Annotated in this window: 19 protein-coding genes; 11 read left to right on the forward strand and 8 right to left on the reverse strand. The window is 63.4% G+C overall.

All coding sequences use genetic code 11. The features are described from left to right. Positions 1 to 68 precede the first annotated feature (68 nt). Positions 69 to 1253 (forward strand): osmoprotectant NAGGN system M42 family peptidase, encoded by a 1185-nt coding sequence (locus ACQKPS_RS14235; protein ID WP_254481025.1) that lies wholly within the window; start codon positions 69 to 71, stop codon positions 1251 to 1253. Positions 1254 to 1308: 55 nt separating this feature from the next. Next, on the forward strand, positions 1309 to 1536 hold the full coding sequence (locus ACQKPS_RS14240) for a YheU family protein (RefSeq protein ID WP_013971435.1): 228 nt from the start codon (positions 1309 to 1311) through the stop codon (positions 1534 to 1536). 51 nt (positions 1537 to 1587) lie between these two features. On the opposite strand, the gene csrA is transcribed toward ACQKPS_RS14240, so the two are convergent. Beyond that, complete coding sequence (csrA, locus tag ACQKPS_RS14245) at positions 1588 to 1776, reverse strand: carbon storage regulator CsrA (protein ID WP_254481026.1); 189 nt, start codon at positions 1774 to 1776, stop codon at positions 1588 to 1590. A gap of 128 nt (positions 1777 to 1904) precedes the next feature. After that, positions 1905 to 2714, reverse strand: coding sequence for an SDR family oxidoreductase (locus ACQKPS_RS14250; RefSeq protein WP_427604539.1), 810 nt, complete (start codon positions 2712 to 2714; stop codon positions 1905 to 1907). A gap of 203 nt (positions 2715 to 2917) precedes the next feature. On the opposite strand from ACQKPS_RS14250, the gene ACQKPS_RS14255 reads away from it, so the two are divergent. Further along, entirely contained in the window at positions 2918 to 3070 is a 153-nt protein-coding gene (locus ACQKPS_RS14255; RefSeq protein ID WP_012271016.1) for a DUF3309 family protein, read from the forward strand. A gap of 53 nt (positions 3071 to 3123) precedes the next feature. Here the strand turns inward: ACQKPS_RS14255 and ACQKPS_RS14260 are convergent, their stop codons facing one another. The 3 genes from ACQKPS_RS14260 to ACQKPS_RS14270 form a co-directional block, all read right to left on the reverse strand. Further along, the gene (locus ACQKPS_RS14260; protein WP_254481029.1) at positions 3124 to 4788 is read right to left on the reverse strand and encodes a cation acetate symporter; all 1665 of its coding nucleotides are present in this window, start codon (positions 4786 to 4788) and stop codon (positions 3124 to 3126) included. Continuing rightward, entirely contained in the window at positions 4785 to 5096 is a 312-nt protein-coding gene (locus tag ACQKPS_RS14265) for a DUF485 domain-containing protein (protein WP_054886409.1), read from the reverse strand. The genes ACQKPS_RS14260 and ACQKPS_RS14265 overlap by 4 nt, the downstream gene beginning before the upstream one ends. 215 nt (positions 5097 to 5311) lie before the next feature. After that, positions 5312 to 6172: a glycine betaine ABC transporter substrate-binding protein gene (locus ACQKPS_RS14270; RefSeq protein ID WP_254481030.1), complete on the reverse strand. Its 861-nt coding sequence runs from the start codon at positions 6170 to 6172 to the stop codon at positions 5312 to 5314. Between the two features lie 197 nt (positions 6173 to 6369). Here ACQKPS_RS14270 and ACQKPS_RS14275 point away from each other — a divergent pair, with 197 nt between their 5' ends. Next, positions 6370 to 7932, forward strand: a complete 1563-nt coding sequence (locus ACQKPS_RS14275; protein WP_254481031.1) for a beta (1-6) glucans synthase — start codon at positions 6370 to 6372, stop codon at positions 7930 to 7932. A gap of 42 nt (positions 7933 to 7974) precedes the next feature. Here the strand turns inward: ACQKPS_RS14275 and ACQKPS_RS14280 are convergent, their stop codons facing one another. Beyond that, a complete protein-coding gene (locus ACQKPS_RS14280; protein ID WP_254481032.1) occupies positions 7975 to 8328 on the reverse strand; it encodes a hypothetical protein in 354 nt (117 codons plus the stop codon). 189 nt (positions 8329 to 8517) lie between these two features. On the opposite strand from ACQKPS_RS14280, the gene ACQKPS_RS14285 reads away from it, so the two are divergent. Together ACQKPS_RS14285 and ACQKPS_RS14290 are read left to right on the forward strand one after the other, a co-directional pair. Next, complete coding sequence (locus ACQKPS_RS14285; RefSeq protein ID WP_254481033.1) at positions 8518 to 9816, forward strand: serine/threonine protein kinase; 1299 nt, start codon at positions 8518 to 8520, stop codon at positions 9814 to 9816. 76 nt (positions 9817 to 9892) lie between these two features. Next, on the forward strand, positions 9893 to 10636 hold the full coding sequence (locus ACQKPS_RS14290) for an MlaA family lipoprotein (protein ID WP_409519865.1): 744 nt from the start codon (positions 9893 to 9895) through the stop codon (positions 10634 to 10636). Between the two features lie 19 nt (positions 10637 to 10655). On the opposite strand, the gene ACQKPS_RS14295 is transcribed toward ACQKPS_RS14290, so the two are convergent. Together ACQKPS_RS14295 and ACQKPS_RS14300 are read right to left on the reverse strand one after the other, a co-directional pair. Then, positions 10656 to 11804 carry a patatin-like phospholipase family protein gene (locus tag ACQKPS_RS14295; RefSeq protein ID WP_313201784.1) on the reverse strand — a complete coding sequence of 383 codons (1149 nt, stop codon included), beginning with the start codon at positions 11802 to 11804 and terminating at the stop codon, positions 10656 to 10658. Between the two features lie 63 nt (positions 11805 to 11867). Continuing rightward, positions 11868 to 12803 carry a lipid A biosynthesis lauroyl acyltransferase gene (locus ACQKPS_RS14300; RefSeq protein WP_427604542.1) on the reverse strand — a complete coding sequence of 312 codons (936 nt, stop codon included), beginning with the start codon at positions 12801 to 12803 and terminating at the stop codon, positions 11868 to 11870. A 111-nt stretch (positions 12804 to 12914) separates the two neighbouring features. On the opposite strand from ACQKPS_RS14300, the gene minC reads away from it, so the two are divergent. From minC to ACQKPS_RS14325, 5 genes are all read left to right on the forward strand, one after another. After that, on the forward strand, positions 12915 to 13679 hold the full coding sequence (gene minC, locus ACQKPS_RS14305) for a septum site-determining protein MinC (RefSeq protein ID WP_254481037.1): 765 nt from the start codon (positions 12915 to 12917) through the stop codon (positions 13677 to 13679). A 100-nt stretch (positions 13680 to 13779) separates the two neighbouring features. Beyond that, positions 13780 to 14592 (forward strand): septum site-determining protein MinD, encoded by an 813-nt coding sequence (minD, locus tag ACQKPS_RS14310; protein WP_054886417.1) that lies wholly within the window; start codon positions 13780 to 13782, stop codon positions 14590 to 14592. A gap of 3 nt (positions 14593 to 14595) precedes the next feature. After that, a complete protein-coding gene (gene minE / locus ACQKPS_RS14315; RefSeq protein ID WP_003252572.1) occupies positions 14596 to 14850 on the forward strand; it encodes a cell division topological specificity factor MinE in 255 nt (84 codons plus the stop codon). Between the two features lie 151 nt (positions 14851 to 15001). Beyond that, positions 15002 to 15637 (forward strand): RluA family pseudouridine synthase, encoded by a 636-nt coding sequence (locus ACQKPS_RS14320; RefSeq protein ID WP_019472567.1) that lies wholly within the window; start codon positions 15002 to 15004, stop codon positions 15635 to 15637. Between the two features lie 44 nt (positions 15638 to 15681). Further along, a complete protein-coding gene (locus ACQKPS_RS14325) occupies positions 15682 to 16971 on the forward strand; it encodes a M18 family aminopeptidase (RefSeq protein WP_254481038.1) in 1290 nt (429 codons plus the stop codon). The last annotated feature ends 150 nt before the right edge of the window (positions 16972 to 17121 follow it).

Below are 17121 nucleotides of genomic sequence, written 5' to 3' on the forward strand. Positions count from 1 at the left end.
GAAAGCGTCGCAGTACCTGTAGGAGCGGCTTCAGCCGCGAAGAGGCCAGCACAGGAAACGAGGAATCCATGTCCGATCGAATCCCCGAACCCGACCTCGATTACATGAAGCGCGTCCTGCTGGAGATGCTCGCCATCCCCAGCCCGACCGGTTTTACCGACACCATCGTGCGCTACGTGGCCGAACGCCTGGACGAACTGGGCATCCCCTTCGAACTGACCCGCCGCGGCACTATCCGCGCCACCCTCAAGGGCCGGCAAAGCTCGCCTGACCGCGCCGTCTCGGCCCACCTCGACACCATCGGCGCCAGCGTGCGCCAGTTGCAGGACAACGGCCGCCTGGCCCTGGCGCCGGTGGGCTGCTGGTCAAGCCGCTTCGCCGAGGGCAGCCGGGTCAGCGTGTTCACCGATACCGGCGTGTTCCGTGGCAGTGTGCTGCCACTGATGGCCAGCGGGCATGCCTTCAACACCGCGGTCGACCAGATGCCAATCAGCTGGGAACACGTCGAGGTACGCCTGGATGCCTACTGCACCACCCGCGCCGACTGTGAAGCACTGGGCATCGCCATCGGTGACTTCGTTGCCTTCGACCCGCTGCCGGAATTCACCGAAAGCGGCCACATCAGCGCTCGCCATCTGGACGACAAGGCCGGCGTGGCCGCGCTCCTGGCCGCACTCAAGGCGGTGGTGGAAAGCGGCCGCCAGCCACTGATCGACTGCCACCCGCTGTTCACCATCACCGAGGAAACCGGCTCCGGCGCCGCCGCTGCCCTGCCCTGGGACGTCAGCGAGTTCGTCGGCATCGACATCGCCCCGGTCGCCCCCGGCCAGGCCTCCAGCGAGCATGCGGTGAGCGTGGCCATGCAGGATTCTTCCGGACCGTACGATTACCACCTGTCCCGCCACCTGCTGAAGCTGGCCGGCGACCAGGACGTGCCGGTGCGCCGCGACCTGTTCCGCTACTACTTCAGCGATGCCCACTCGGCCGTCACCGCCGGGCATGACATCCGCACCGCGCTGGTGGCGTTCGGCTGCGATGCCACCCATGGCTACGAACGTACCCATATCGACAGCCTGGCCGCGCTCAGCCGCCTGCTTTCGGCCTACCTGCTCAGCCCACCCGTGTTTGCCAGCGACTCGCAACCGGCCAATGCCTCGCTGGAGCGCTTCAGCCACCAGCTGGAGCACGATGCACAGATGGAGAGCGACACCCGGGTGCCGGCCGTGGACAGCCTGGTAGGAAACAAAAGCTGATGGCCGTGGAATCGCGTAGCATGCAGACCATCATGAACACGACTGTGCGCTGCCCATGCTGATCCCCTACGACCAACTGCAAGCTGAAACCCTGACCCGCCTGATCGAAGACTTCGTCACCCGCGACGGTACCGATAACGGTGACGATACCCCGCTGGAGACCCGCGTGCTGCGGGTGCGCCAGGCGTTGGCCAAGGGCCAGGCGTTCATCCTGTTCGACCCGGAGAGCCAGCAGTGCCAGCTGCTGGCCAAGCATGATGTACCCCGCGAGCTGCTCGACTGAATGGCCCGGCCTCTTCGCGGCTTTAGCCGCAAAGAGGCCGGCTCAGGCTGATCAGGGCTGATCAGCCTTGCGCGCCAGCGCCGCCTTGATGCGCCGATAGACCTCGGCCCGGTGCACCGGCACCTCGCGCGGTGCATCCACACCAAAGCGCACCATGCCATTGCGCGTTTCCACCACCTTGATCCGAATATCGTCACCAATGGTGATGACTTCACCGATTTCACGCGTGATCACCAACATGTCCCGGCCCTCTCACAACAGGAAAAGACCGCAGAGTGCTTAGGGATATTCCTCTGGACAATACTTTGCGCGCAATTCAGAGCAAGCCTACGCAGGCGGGTAATTTCTCCTACAGATAATTCCTACAATCAACGCGGCTGCGCCTTGGCCCGCATTTTTACCGCCATGTCCGCCATCTCATCGTACAGCTGCTCCGGCGCCTGGCGTTTGAGCTGCCAAGCCTGGCGCCCGGCCGCATGAGGGAGAATGAGGAACTCACCCGCCGCGACTTGCCGGTGGATGTAGTCGGCGATATCCGCCGCGCTGATTGGCGAGCCTTCCAGCAGCTTGCCGACCTGGGCTTTCATCGCCGGGTTGGGCCCGCGGAACGAGTCGAGCAGGTTGGTCTGGAAGAACGACGGGCACACGCAGTGCACCGCCACCTCAAGCTGGCGCAACTCCACCAAGAGGCTCTCCGAAAGTGCCAGCACCCCGGCCTTGGCCACGTTGTAGTTGCTCATGCCAGGCCCCTGCATCAGCGCCGCCATGGAAGCGACGTTGATGATGCGCCCCTTGCTGCGCTCCAGCTGCGGCAGGAACGCCTTGCACCCCTTGACCACGCCCATCAGGTTGACCGCAATCTGCCAGTCCCAGTCTTCCAGCGACAACTCGGCGAAGAAGCCGCCCGAGGCGACGCCGGCATTGTTGACGATCACATCGATGCCGCCGAACTTCTCTTCGCAGGCCTGGGCCAGGGCGGTGAGCTGGCTATAGTCGCGCACGTCGCAGCGCTGGACGAAGCCCTCGCCTCCTGCGGCCCGGACCAGCGCCAAGGTTTCGCGCAGGCCCGCTTCGTTGACATCGGCCAGCGCCAGGTGCCAGCCCTCACGCGCCCAGCGCAGGGCGATCTCGCGGCCAAGGCCGGAGCCGGCGCCAGTGATCATGATGCGGTTTTGCATGGTGGCACGCCTTGTTCTGACAGGTTGTGCAACGAGTCTAATCAAGGCCTTGGCTAGAGGCAGGATTCATCAGGATAGTGAATGGACGGGCATGACCGTGTGGGCAGTACACAAATGGAATCTTTCACAAGCGGCAACAGTCCGAATTTACAAGAGGCCAGCAGTCCGAGGCCCTTGACCTTCAACCACGCAAGGACTCCGTCATGACCACGATTCTCATCATCATCCTGATCCTTCTGCTGATTGGTGGCTTACCGGTATTCCCGCACTCGCGCAGCTGGGGCTACGGCCCGTCCGGCATCGTTGGTGTGGTGCTGGTGATTCTGCTGGTGCTATTGCTGCTAGGCATGATCTAGCCGCAGCCCATGAAAAAAACCGCGCCTGAGCGCGGTTTTTTTTTGCAGGTGGATCAGTGCGAAACCGCGCCGGAAGCGCCCAGGCCGGTCTGCGAGCGGACGAACTGCGGGAAGAACTTGGCACGTTCGTCATCTGCTGCCTTGGACTTGTCGGTGATCGAGAAGAACCAGATGCCGATGAAGGCGATGATCATCGAGAACAGCGCCGGGTATTCATACGGGTAGATGGCTTTCTCATGGCCGAGGATCTGCACCCAGATGGTCGGGCCAAGAATCATCAGCGTAACCGCGCTCACCAGGCCCAGCCAGCCGCCGATCATGGCGCCGCGGGTGGTCAGTTTCTTCCAGTACATCGAGAGCAGCAGTACCGGGAAGTTGCAGCTGGCGGCGATGGAGAACGCCAGGCCGACCATGAAGGCGATGTTCTGCTTCTCGAACAGGATGCCCAGGCCGATCGCCAGCACGCCAAGGGCGATGGTGGTGATCTTCGACACGCGGATCTCGTCCTTGTCGTTGGCCTTGCCCTTGCGCCAGACGCTGGCGTAAAGGTCGTGGGAGACCGCCGAGGCACCAGCCAGGGTCAGGCCGGCGACCACCGCCAGGATGGTGGCAAAGGCCACCGCCGAGATGAAGCCGAGGAACACGCTGCCGCCCACGGCATCGGCCAGGTGCACCGCCGCCATGTTGTTGCCGCCGATCAGGGCGCCAGCGGCGTCCTTGAAGTCCGGGTTGGTGCTGACCAGCAGGATCGCGCCAAAGCCGATGATGAAGGTCAGGATGTAGAAGTAGCCGATGAAGCCGGTGGCGTACAGCACGCTCTTGCGGGCTTCCTTGGCGTCACTGACGGTGAAGAAGCGCATCAGGATGTGCGGCAGGCCAGCGGTACCGAACATCAGCGCCAGGCCCAGGGAGAACGCCGAGATCGGGTCTTTGACCAGGCCACCCGGGCTCATGATCGCCTCACCCTTGGCGTGCACCTTGATCGCTTCGGAGAACAGCGTATTGAAGTCGAAGCCGACGTGTTTCATTACCATCAGGGCCATGAAGCTGGCACCGGACAGCAGCAACACGGCCTTGATGATCTGCACCCAGGTGGTGGCCAGCATGCCGCCGAACAGCACATACAGGCACATCAGGATACCCACCAGGATCACCGCGACGTGGTAGTCCAGGCCGAACAGCAACTCGATCAGCTTGCCCGCGCCGACCATCTGAGCGATCAGGTAGAACGCCACCACCACCAGCGAACCGGAGGCCGACAGGGTGCGGATCTCCTTTTGCCCGAGGCGGTACGAGGCAACGTCGGCGAAGGTGTACTTGCCGAGGTTGCGCAAGCGTTCGGCAATCAGGAAGAGGATGATCGGCCAGCCGACCAGGAAGCCGATCGAGTAGATCAGGCCATCGTAGCCAGAGGTGAACACCAGGGCCGAAATACCCAGGAACGAGGCCGCCGACATGTAGTCGCCGGCAATCGCCAGGCCGTTCTGGAAGCCGGTGATCTTGCCACCGGCGGCATAGTAGTCAGCCGCCGACTTGTTGCGCTTGGAGGCCCAGTAGGTAATACCGAGGGTGAAGGCGACGAAGGCCACGAACATGGCGATCGCCGGGACGTTCAGCGGTTGTTTCTGCACCTCGCCGGTCAGGGCATCGGCGGCCCACACGGCGGGTGCGAAGGCTCCGCAGGCCAGGATGGCCAGGGCTTTGGCGTGGCGAATCATTGTTGCGCCTCCTTCAGGATGGCCTTGTTCAGCTCATCGAATTCACCGTTGGCGCGGCGCACATAGATGGCGGTCAGGACGAAAGCCGAGACGATCAGGCCGACGCCCAGGGGAATGCCCCAGGTAATCGACGAGCCAGGGCTGAGCTTGGTGCCCAGAATCTGTGGACCGTAGGCGATCAGGAGGATGAAGGCGCAGTAGAGGCCGAGCATGATCGCCGAGAGAATCCAGGCGAACCGTTCACGTTTGCTGACCAGCTCCTTGAAGCGCGGGCTGTTTTGAATCGAGAGGTAAATGCTGTCGTTCATTGTTTTTGTCCTAGCAGCACAGGTAGGGAATGGAACCCACACCCTTACTTTATGCAGCTGCTGGACGCCAACCAGACGACCTTAGTATTAGATGCAACGGTGTTTTACCGATTGCGTAACAAAGTGATGGCCCATCGCGGATAAATCCGCTCCTACAGGGATCTCTGTAGGAGCGGATTTATCCGCGACGAATCAAAACTGGCCCCAAAGGGTTGTTACTTGCCAGTCCACTCCTTTACCCGGTCCGGGTGCTTGGCCACCCAATCCTTGGCCGCTGCCTCAGGCTTGGCACCTTCCTGAATCGCCAGCATCACCTCGCCAATTTCATCCTTGGACTGCCAGCTGAACTTCTTCAGGAACTCCGCCACTTCCGGCGCCTTGGTCGCCAGTTCCTTGCTGCCGATGCTGTTCACGGTCTCAGCCGCGCCATATACGCCTTTCGGGTCTTCGAGGAACTTCAGCTTCCACTTGGCGAACATCCAGTGCGGCACCCAGCCGGTCACTGCAATCGACTGCTGCTTGGCATACGCGCGGCCCAGTTCGGCGGTCATGGCCGCGCCGGAGCTGGCCTGCAACTTGTAGCCGGTCAGGTCGTAGTCCTTGATGGCCTGGTCGGTCTTGAGCATCACGCCCGAGCCTGCATCGATACCGACGATCTTCTGCTTGAAGCTGGTATCGGTCTTGAGGTCGGCGATGCTCACCGCCTTGACGTACTCGGGGACGATCAGGCCGATCTTGGCGTCCTTGAAGTTCGGGCCGTAATCGACCACGTTGTCCTTGTTCTTGGTCCAGTACTCACCGTGGGTGACCGGCAGCCAGGCCGAGAGCATGGCGTCGAGCTTGCCGGTGGCCACACCCTGCCACATGATGCCGGTGGCCACGGCCTGCAGCTTCACGTCGTAGCCGAGTTTCTGCTTGATCACTTCTGCGGCGACGTTGGTGGTCGCCACACTGTCAGCCCAACCATCCACGTAACCAATGCTGACTTCTTTGGCCATGGCCTGTGCAGCGCTCATGGCCAATACCAGGGCGGTGCCCACACCCAGGAAACGGCGCATTCTTGTTAAAGTAGCCATCAAAAGCATCCCCTCGTCAGGTCTTGGAGATTGCATCATCTTCCTGCAACAAAGCGCGACCTGCTCCCACTGCGACCTGTACCGCACCATAGGCGACAGCACTGTGCCATTAGCGGCATCGAGTTACACCGCCCTGCGCGATCCTTGCATGCCAACGGTTTGGCGTCAGGCTACTATCTAACGTTTTGCGCCTGACGATGGACCGCCCGATGCCTGATGCCTCCCGCCTGCTGCCGTTGTACCTGCTTGCCTGCCTGCTCGCCCTGCTCGGGCTGGGAGCGCTGTGGTACGGGCTGGGCAAGCCGGTGCAGTTGCCCGACGCGGCCAGCCCCACGCATAAGTTGCAGTGTGCGTCGTACACCCCGTTCGACAAGGACCAGTCGCCCTTCGACCAGCCTTTTCGCCTGCGCCCGGCGCGCATGGATGCCGACCTGGCGTTGCTGGCCGAGCGATTCCAGTGCATCCGCACCTATTCGATGACCGGCCTTGAGGCAATCCCGGCGTTGGCGCGCAAGCATGGGCTGAAGGTCATGCTCGGCGCGTGGGTCAACGCCAACCCGGTCGACACCGGCAAGGAAGTGGACGCACTGATTGCCGCCGCCAATGCCAACCCGGACGTGGTCAGCGCAGTCATCGTCGGCAACGAGGCGCTGTTGCGCAAGGAAGTGACCGGCGAGCAGCTGGCTGCGCTGATTGCAAAGGTGAAAAGCCAGGTCAGTGTGCCGGTGACCTATGCCGATGTCTGGGAGTTCTGGTTGCAGCACCCGCAGGTGGCGCCGGCCGTGGACTTCCTGACCATCCACCTGCTGCCCTACTGGGAAGACGACCCACGCGGCATCGAGGATGCCCTGGCCCATGTTGCCGACGTGCGCCACGTGTTCGGCAACCGTTTCGCGCCCAAAGACATCTTCATCGGCGAAACCGGCTGGCCCAGCGAAGGTCGCCAACGCGAGACCGCAGTACCGAGCCGGGCCAACGAGGCGCGTTTCATCCGTGGTTTCGTCAGCCTGGCCGAGGCCAATGGCTGGCACTACAACCTGATCGAAGCCTTCGACCAGCCGTGGAAGCGAGCCAGTGAAGGCGCCGTGGGCGGCTATTGGGGGCTGTACGATGCCGACCGGCAGGACAAAGGCGTACTTGAAGGGCCGGTCAGCAACTTGCAGTACTGGCCGCAGTGGTTGCTGGCGAGTGCACTGTTGATGGCAGCCACGCTGCTGATGGCCGGGCGCCCCGCGACACCGCTGGCGGCCTTGCTGCTGCCACTGTTGGCCGCGTTTGGCACGGGCTGCCTGGGGCTGTGGGGCGAGTTGATGCGCACCCATGCGCGGTTTGCCGGGGAATGGCTGTGGGCGGTGGTGCTCGCCGGGTTGAACCTGCTGGTGCTGATGCATGCGGCCCTTGCCCTGGCATGTCGCGACGGCTGGCGTCGGCGGCTGTTCGACTACGTGCAGGCTCGGGCGGGCTGGCTGTTGCTCGCGGCCGGTTTTGCAGCGGCGGTAAGCATGCTGGCGATGGTGTTCGACCCGCGCTACCGCAGCTTCCCCAGCGTGGCGCTGGCATTGCCGGCGCTGGTCTACCTGCTGAGGCCGGTGGCGGCGCGGCGAGCGGAGGTGGCATTGCTGGCCTTCATCATCGGGGCCGGGGTGCTGCCGCAGCTGTATCGGGAAGGGCTGCAGAACCAGCAGGCCTGGGGCTGGGCGGTGGTCAGTGTGTTGATGACTGCAGCCTTGTGGCGCAGCTTGCGGTTGCGTCTGGCTTGATATTCTGGGGCTGCTTTGCAGCCCCTGTCAGCCCCGGCTCGGTTACCGGACCAGCCGCAACCCCGCCAGCACCACCACGAACACCGCAATGCTGGCGGTATACAGCACCAGCGCAGGAATGCCGAACACCAGCGCCAGCACCGCCAGCCACCAGCCGGCGCGCCCCGCCACCAGCTGCGCCAGCAAGGCCAGCGCCAACCCGGCCCAGGCCAACAGCTGAAAATGAATGCCCAGCCCCAACAGCGAACGCACCTGGCATTGCCAGTAGTCGCCCGGCGTCGAGCACAACCCTACCCACTGCCCATCTTCCATCAGCCCATAGCGCACGCCATAACTGGCGGCGAGCCAGAGGGTCAGAAACATCAGCAATAGAGCGCCCGGCAGCGATCGAGACATCCCATTCTCCAATAGCGGTAATCGAAATCATCCATGATCGCCCAAGGCCTGTTGTAAGGCAAAATCACAACCCTGCAGCTATGTTGCAGATAACAAGCACACCAAAGGCCACCGCGCTCGGCAACTTTGCCCAGGCACCCGTGGTCCTAGCCTGCGTACTGCACGACCTTGATCCTTCTGGGGGACTACATGCTTCGATCTTGGCGCCTTGCCGCCCTTCTTGGCGGCCTGCTCATGGCTGCGGCCGCTTCGGCGCGGGATATCGACGCCGCCAGCTACGGCTACCCCTTGACCAACCCGTTCGAGGCGACCATCGCCACTACGCCACCGGAGCAGCGCCCGACCCTGCCCAGCGACGATGACATCGACCAGTCCGACTACAGCCTGAACCTGCGCCCTGAGCGCGAGTTCTCCCTGCCCGACAACTTCTGGGCAGTGAAGAAGCTCAAGTACCGCCTGGCACGCCAGGACCACGAGGCGCCGCTGATCTTCCTCATCGCCGGTACCGGTGCGCCCTACTCCAGCAGCATCAACGAATACCTCAAGAAGTTGTTCTACCAGGCCGGCTACCACGTGGTGCAGCTGTCGTCGCCGACCAGCTACGACTTCATGAGCGCCGCCTCGCGCTTCGCCACCCCCGGGGTCAGCCAGGAGGACGCCGAGGACTTGTACCGGGTGATGCAGGCCGTGCGTGCCCAACACCCGCGCCTGCCGGTCAGCGAGTACTACCTGAGCGGCTACAGCCTGGGTGCGCTGGACGCTGCCTTCGTCAGCCACCTCGACGAAACCCGCCGCAGTTTCAACTTCAAGCGCGTGCTGCTGCTCAACCCGCCGGTCAACCTGTACACCTCGATCAATAACCTCGACAAACTGGTGCAAACCCAGGTCAAGGGCATCGACCGCAGCACCACCTTCTACGAACTGATGCTGGCGAAGCTCACCCGCTACTTCCAGGACAAGGGCTACATCGACCTCAACGACGCCCTGCTGTACGACTTCCAGCAGTCGAAACAGCACCTGTCCAATGAACAGATGGCCATGCTCATCGGCACCTCGTTCCGCTTCTCGGCGGCCGACATCGCCTTTACCTCCGACCTGATCAACCGCCGCGGCCTGATCATTCCGCCGAAGTTCCCGATCACCGAGGGCAGCAGCCTGACGCCGTTCTTCAAACGGGCGCTGCAATGCGACTTCGACTGCTACATGACCGAGCAGGTGATCCCGATGTGGCGCGCCCGTACCGATGGCAACAGCATCCTGCAGCTGGTCAACCAGGTCAGCCTGTATGCACTGGAGGACTATCTGCGCAACAGCGACAAGATCGCCGTGATGCACAACGCCGACGACGTTATCCTCGGCCCCGGTGATATCGGCTTCCTGCGCAAGGTGTTCGGCGATCGCCTGACCCTTTACCCCCATGGCGGCCATTGCGGCAACCTCAATTACCGCGTCAACAGCGACGCCATGCTGGAGTTCTTCCGTGGCTAACAAATTCCTCCTCGCCACCGCGCTGCTCGTCGCCGCCGGCAATGCCCTGGCTGCGGAAATCGCACCACGGGCCAGCGTGGTCGAAGCCGACCCGCAAGTCACCCAGGCGCCGCTGACACCAGAGGCCGACGGCTTCATCGACCCGCTGCGCGAACTGAAATTCAACCCGGGGCTCGACCAGCGCGAATTCGAACGCTCGACCCTGGAAGCGCTGAACGTGTACGACCCGCTGGAGTCGGTGAACCGGCGCATCTACCACTTCAACTACCGCCTCGACCAATGGGTGCTGCTGCCGCTGGTCAACGGCTACCAGTACGTCACGCCCAGCTTCGTGCGCACCGGGGTGAGCAACTTCTTCAACAACCTGGGTGACATACCGAACCTGTTCAACAGCGTGCTGCAGCTCAAGGCAAAACGCTCGGCGGAGATCACCGCGCGGCTGATGTTCAACACCATCATCGGCGTGGGCGGCTTGTGGGACCCGGCCACCAGCATGGGCCTGCCGCGCCAGAGCGAGGACTTTGGCCAGACCCTGGGCTTCTATGGCGTGCCGGAGGGGCCGTACCTGATGCTGCCGGTACTCGGCCCGTCGAACCTGCGCGACACCAGCGGACTGGTGGTGGACTATGCCGGCGAGCAGGCGGTCAATTACCTGAACGTGGCCGAAGCCAGCGAGCATCACCCGGAAATCTTCGCCTTGCGCGTGGTGGACAAGCGCTACACCACCAAATTCCGCTATGGGCAGCTCAACTCGCCGTTCGAGTATGAAAAAGTGCGTTATGTGTACACCCAGGCGCGCAAGCTGCAGATAGCCGAGTAAGAGGCAGGTGAAGGCAATATCAAATGCCCAGGAACTGGCACAACTCGCGCTTCTTGGCCAGGGCATCGCGCCGCCCCAGTTCGATCAGTTCGCTGCAATAGCTGGCCTCGAACAGCAGATAGCTCAACACCCCTGCTCCGCTGGTCCGGGTCGCCCCCGGACCGCGCAGGAACAGGCGCAACGCCGCCGGCAACTCGCGCCGGTGCCGCGCCGCAATCTCGTCCAGCGGTTGGCTGGGCGCTACCACCAGCACCTCGATCGGCGCCAGCCCCAGGCGCCGTGCATCCAGGTGCGCCGGCAACAGCCGGCTGAGGTGGTTGAGCCGCTGTAACAGCTCGATATCGTCTTCCAGGCTGTCGATGAACGTGCTGTTGAGCATGTGCGCGCCAATCTGCGCCAGGCTCGGCTGCTGGCCGCTGAACACGCGCTGGGTCGGCAACGGCGCCGCCGGGCGCTGCGGGTTGCCGCTGACCCCGACCACCAGCACCCGGCTGGCGCCCAGATGCAAGGCCGGGCTGATCGGTGCCGACTGGCGCACCGCGCCGTCACCGTAGTACTCGTCGCCCAGGCGCACCGGGGCGAACAGCAGCGGGATCGCCGCGCTGGCCAGCAAATGATCGATGGTCAACGGCGTAGGTACGCCGATGCGGCGGTGGCGCAGCCAGGCGTCGATGGTGCCGCGCCCCTGGTAGAACGTCACCGCCTGGCCGCTTTCGTAACCAAAGGCGGTCACGGCGACCGCCCGCAGCTGCTCTGCGGCGATGGAATGGCCAATGCCATCCAGGTCCAGGTGCGATTCCAGCAGGCCGCGCAGGGGGCTGCTGTCGAGCAAGGCGACCGGCACCTGCCCGCCCAGGCCCAACAGGCTGTGGCCGACAAAACGGCTGGCCTGGCGCACCACACCGGGCCAGTCGCTGCGGATCACCAGGCGGCTGCGGAAGTTTTGCCAGAAAGTGGTGAGGCGCTGCACGGCGTCATTGAAACGGGTGGCGCCACTGGCCAGGGTGACGGCGTTGATGGCGCCGGCCGAGGTGCCGACAATGACCGGGAACGGGTTATGCGCACCGGGCGGCAGCAGTTCGGCGATGCCGGCGAGGACGCCGACCTGATAGGCGGCGCGGGCGCCACCGCCAGAGAGGATCAGACCGGTTACCGGGGATGGCGCCATGGATTCCTTCCTGGATCAGCTGTTTTCAGGCCCGCGAAAGGGCCGACACAGGCAACAAAAGGCCTAGCGTTTTTTCTTGTCGTACAGCCGCGGTGCACCCTCAGGCCGCGACTTGAAGCGCCGATGCGCCCACAGGTACTGCTCTGGGCACTCGCGCAGCACACCCTCGACCCACTGGTTGATGCGCAGGCAATCGGCTTCTTCGCTCTCGCCGGGGAAGTCTGCCAACGGCGGGTGGATCACCAGACGGTAGCCGCTGCCATCCTCCAGGCGCTTCTGGGTGAACGGAATCACCTGGGCCTTGCCCAGGCGGGCAAACTTGGTGGTCGCGGTGACCGTGGCTGCCGGGATGCCGAACAACGGCACGAAGATGCTCTGCTTGGTGCCGTAGTCCTGGTCCGGTGCGTACCAGATCGCCCGGCCCGAGCGCAGCAGCTTGAGCATGCCACGCACGTCATCACGTTCCACGGCCAGCGAATCGAGGTTGTGTCGCTCACGGCCACTGCGCTGGATGAAGTCGAACAGCGGGTTGCCGTGCTCGCGGTACATGCCGTCGATGGTGTGGGCCTGGCCGAGCAGCGCGGCGCCGATTTCCAGGGTGGTGAAGTGCACCGCCATCAGAATCGCGCCCTGGCCGGCCTGCTGCGCAGCCTGCAAGTGCTCGAGGCCTTCGATGTGGGCCAGGCGCGCCAGGCGAGCCTTGGGCCACCACCAGCTCATGGCCATTTCGAAGAAGGCGATACCGGTGGAGGCGAAGTTGGCCTTGAGCAAATGCCGCCGTTCGTCGTCGGACAGCTCAGGGAAACACAATTCAAGGTTGCGCGCGGCAATGCGCCGGCGCTCGCCGGCCACGCGATACATCAGCGCGCCCAGGGCAGCGCCGAGCCACAGCAGGGCACGGTAGGGCAACTGCACCACCAGCCACAGCAGGCCCAGGCCCAGCCACAGGCCCCAGAATCGCGGGTGGAGGAAATAGGGTCGAAAACGCGGGCGTTCCATTGAAGCTTCCGGCAAGACAAAGGCCGAGCATTCTACATCGGATCGGCACCGGTTGCGGCCAACCGGTCTTATCGTTATAAGTCAGGGCACTTTTTTCGCAACAAGCCGTCTATGCAGACCATGAGCCCAAACCCCACACCCGACACCGCCTCCGTGTTCCAGCTCAAGGGCAGCATGCTCGCCATCACTGTGCTGGAACTGGGGCGTAACGACCTGGAAGCCCTCGACCGCCAGCTGGCGGCGAAAGTGGCCCAGGCGCCGAATTTCTTCAGCAACACGCCGCTGGTGCTGGCGCTGGACAAGCTGCCAGCCAACGAAGGGGCGATCGACCTGCCTGGGCTGATGCGTATCTGCCGCCATCATGGCCTGCGTACCCTGGCGATCCGCGCCAACCGCATCGAGGACATCGCCGCGGCGATCGCCATCGACCTGCCGGTACTGCCGCCGTCTGGCGCCCGTGAGCGGCCGCTGGAGCCCGAACCCGAGGTAAAAAAGGCCGAGCCCGCCCCTGCCCCGACACCGGAGCCTGCGGTTTTGCCAGAAGTGCGCCCGACCCGCATCATCACCGCCCCCGTGCGCGGCGGCCAGCAGATCTATGCCCAGGGTGGCGACCTGGTGGTCACCGCCTCGGTCAGCCCGGGTGCGGAACTTCTCGCCGATGGCAACATCCATGTGTACGGCGCCATGCGCGGCCGCGCCCTGGCTGGGATCAAAGGCAATACCAAGGCACGTATCTTCTGCCAGCAGATGACCGCCGAAATGGTCTCGATCGCCGGCCAGTACAAAGTGTGCGAAGACCTGCGCCGCGACCCGCTGTGGGGCGCTGGCGTGCAAGTCAGCCTGTCCGGTGACGTGTTGAACATCACCCGTCTTTAACGGATACTTGCCGTCATTTTTAGAGCAACTTTTTCATCTGTTGCCGTTTATTTGCATATTGCTGGGACACCTGTCCCGACTTATTTAGGGGTGAAACACCTTGGCCAAGATTCTCGTCGTTACTTCCGGCAAGGGGGGTGTGGGCAAGACCACCACCAGCGCCGCCATCGGCACCGGCCTCGCACTGCGCGGCCACAAGACTGTCATCGTCGACTTCGACGTGGGCCTGCGTAACCTCGACCTGATCATGGGCTGCGAGCGCCGCGTGGTGTACGACTTCGTCAACGTGGTCAACGGCGAAGCCAACCTGCAGCAGGCCCTGATCAAGGACAAGCGCCTGGAGAACCTTTTCGTGCTGGCCGCCAGCCAGACCCGCGACAAGGACGCGCTGACCCAGGAAGGCGTGGAAAAGGTGCTGATGGAGCTGAAAGAACAGTTCGATTACGTCATCTGCGACTCCCCGGCCGGTATCGAGAAAGGCGCGCACCTGGCGATGTACTTCGCCGACGAAGCCATTGTCGTGACCAACCCTGAAGTGTCCTCGGTACGTGACTCGGACCGCATGCTGGGCATCCTGTCGAGCAAGTCGCGCCGCTCCGAGAACGGCGAAGAGCCGATCAAGGAACACCTGCTGATCACCCGTTACCACCCCGAGCGCGTGGAAAAGGGCGAAATGCTCAGCATCGCCGACGTCGAAGAGATCCTGGCGATCAAGCTCAAGGGTGTGATCCCCGAGTCGCAGGCTGTGCTAAAGGCCTCCAACCAGGGTATCCCGGTCATCCTCGACGACCAGAGCGATGCCGGCCAGGCGTACAGCGACACTGTCGACCGCCTCCTGGGCAAAGAGAAACCCCTGCGTTTCGTCGAAGTGCCGAAGCAAGGATTCTTCGCGCGCCTGTTTGGAGGCAAGTAAACCATGAACCTTTTTGACTTCTTTCGTGGCAGACAGAAACAGACCAGCGCGTCGGTAGCGAAAGAGCGTCTACAGATCATCGTGGCGCATGAGCGCGGCCAGCGCAGCGAACCGGACTACCTGCCGGCGCTGCAGAAAGAACTGCTGGAAGTGATCCGCAAATATGTGAACATCGGCAACGACGATGTGCACATCGAGCTGGAAAACCAGGGCAGCTGCTCGATTCTGGAGCTGAACATCACCTTGCCTGATCGCTGATCCGGCTAAAAGCTGGGGCTGCTCTGCAGCCCATTCGCGGCACAAGGCCGCTCCTACAGGGGTTACGCGATCCCTGTAGGAGCGGCCTTGTGCCGCGAATGGGCCGCAAAGCGGCCCCGCTGTTTTTCCCCGATATAACCGAGATCAAGCAATGCCGCTGTCGAACATCCAGATCCTCCATGAAGACGCCGCCATCCTGGTGATCAACAAACCGACCCTGCTGCTGTCGGTACCCGGCCGCGCCGAGGACAACAAGGACTGCCTGATCACCCGCCTGCAGGAAAACGGCTACCCGGACGCGCTGATCGTGCACCGCCTGGACTGGGAAACCTCTGGCATCATCCTGCTGGCCCGCGATGCCGACAGCCACCGCGAGCTGTCGCGCCAGTTCCATGACCGCGAAACCGAAAAAGCCTACACCGCGTTGTGCTGGGGCCAGCCGGCACTGGACAGCGGCAGCATCGACCTGCCCCTGCGCTACGACCCGCCAACCAAGCCTCGGCATGTGGTGGACCATGAACAGGGCAAGCATGCGCTGACGTTCTGGCGCATCGTCGAGCGTTGCGGGGACCACTGCCGGGTCGAGCTGACGCCGATCACCGGGCGCTCGCACCAGCTGCGCGTGCACATGCTGTCAATCGGCCACCCGCTGCTGGGTGACCGCCTGTATGCCAACCCCGAGGCGCTGGCGGCCCATGAACGGCTGTGCCTGCATGCCTCGATGTTGAGCTTCACCCATCCGGTCAGCGGTGAGCGATTGAAGTTCGAGTGCCCCGCCCCCTTCTGAAGGTAACTGCGCTAAACTCGCGCCACTGCTGTCTGGAGTGAGTTATGCGCGAAGCACTGAATACCGGCCTGATCGAATTCCTCAAGGCCTCCCCGACGCCCTTCCATGCCACCGCCAGCCTGGCCCAGCGCCTGGAGGCGGCCGGTTACCAGCGCCTGGACGAGCGTGACAGCTGGGTCACGGTGCCCGGCGGCCGTTACTACGTAACCCGCAACGACTCCTCGATCATCGCGATCAAGCTGGGCAAGCAGTCGCCGCTGCACAACGGCATCCGCATGGTCGGTGCGCACACCGACAGCCCTTGCCTGCGGGTCAAGCCGCAGCCTGAGTTGCAGCGCCAGGGCTTCCTGCAGCTGGGCGTGGAAGTGTACGGCGGCGCACTGCTGGCGCCGTGGTTCGACCGCGACCTGTCGCTGGCCGGGCGCGTCACCTTCCGCCGCGACGGCAAGGTAGAAAGCCAGCTGATCGACTTCAAGCTGCCGATCGCGATCATCCCCAACCTGGCGATCCACCTGAACCGCACCGCCAACGAAGGCTGGCAGATCAATCCGCAGCATGAACTGCCACCGATTCTCGCCCAGGTGGCCGGTGACGAACGCATCGACTTCCGCGCCGTGCTCACCGAACAACTGGCCCGCGAGCACGACCTCAACGCCGACGTGGTGCTGGATTACGAGCTGAGCTTCTACGACACCCAGGACGCCGCGCTGATCGGCCTCAATGGCGACTTCATCGCCGGCGCCCGCCTGGACAACCTGCTGTCGTGCTATGCCGGCCTGCAGGCGCTGCTCGGCGCCGACAGCGACGAGACCTGCGTGCTGGTGTGCAACGACCATGAAGAAGTCGGCAGTTGCTCGGCCTGTGGCGCCGATGGCCCGATGCTCGAACAGACCCTGCAGCGCCTGCTGCCGGACGGCGATGCCTACGTGCGCACTGTCCAGCGCTCGCTGATGGTCTCGGCCGACAACGCCCACGGCGTGCACCCCAACTATGCCGACAAGCACGACGGCAACCACGGGCCCAAGCTCAATGCCGGGCCGGTGATCAAGGTCAACAACAACCAGCGCTACGCCACCAACAGCGAAACCGCCGGGTTCTTCCGCCACCTGTGCATGGCCGAGGAAGTGCCGGTGCAGAGCTTCGTGGTGCGCAGCGACATGGGCTGTGGTTCGACCATCGGGCCGATTGCCGCCAGCCACCTGGGGGTGCGTACGGTGGATATCGGCTTGCCGACCTTTGCCATGCATTCGATCCGCGAGCTGTGTGGCAGCCATGACCTGGCGCACCTGGTGAAAGTGCTGAGCGCCTTCTACCGTAGCCGCGAGCTGCCTTGAGATTGATGTAGCCAGGCCTGGCCTTTTCGCGGGTAAACCCGCTCCTACAGTCCTGTGGAGGACCTTGTGGGAGCGGGTTTACCCGCGAAGAGGCCGAGCCTGAAAACAACTGCCCAGGATCAATCCGCCTTCTGCCCAACCCGCTATGCT

This window comes from Pseudomonas sp. NPDC086566 (genome assembly GCF_050280885.1).
Classification (GTDB): domain Bacteria; phylum Pseudomonadota; class Gammaproteobacteria; order Pseudomonadales; family Pseudomonadaceae; genus Aquipseudomonas; species Aquipseudomonas vlassakiae.